Below are 624 nucleotides of genomic sequence, written 5' to 3'. Positions count from 1 at the left end.
GCGAACGGTTTAGTTGACGGGATCAAATGTCCCACGGGCAGAGACGTTCTACCCCGGCTACTGTTATAATAAAACCATATAAAAAATGGTCAACCAGAAATATCTGGTTAACCTTATATTACGAAAGGGGCAGGTTGGTATAAGTAGGTCTGGGTTCTGTAGTAAATTTATCACAGGGGAGATATTAAATGATTAAAGGAATATATGAATTTATAAGTGAAGCACAGTTAAAAAAGTATGCAGAACTTGCTATACTAGCTGGTGTAAATCTGCAAAAAAATCAATCATTGATTATTCATAGTGATATACAAAATGCTACGTTTGCACGTCTAATCCAAACGGTAGCCTATGAGACAGGAGCTTCAAATGTATTTATAGATTGGACAGATGAACAGTCTACCAAAGATTTCTACTTAAATGCAGCAGATAGTTTCATCAATCACTTAACTGATTGGCAGGCTGCCCGTTTTAAGGAGTGGGACGATGCTGGTGCTGCATACATCCATATTATTTCTGAAAACTTAGATGTCTTTAAGGAGGTTTCTACAGAAAGGATAAGTCGTTTCCAAAAGGCCTCTCGCACCAAGTTGAAGGCTCATTACGCAAAGATTAGATCCCACGAGA

1 protein-coding gene is annotated in these 624 nt (G+C 38.3%); it reads left to right on the top strand.

Features of this window, described 5'->3' with window-relative positions:
- Positions 1 to 188: 188 nt before the first annotated feature.
- Positions 189 to 624, top strand: a 436-nt coding sequence (locus tag M3210_RS20095; RefSeq protein WP_251518068.1) for an aminopeptidase, incomplete at its 3' end; no start/stop codon positions are given.

Origin of the sequence: Oceanobacillus luteolus (assembly GCF_023715655.1) — a bacterium.
Classification (GTDB): Bacteria; Bacillota; Bacilli; order Bacillales; family Amphibacillaceae; genus Oceanobacillus; species Oceanobacillus luteolus.
Note: the sequence above shows the minus strand (reverse complement) of the source record. Positions and strands in the feature narration are given on the sequence as shown.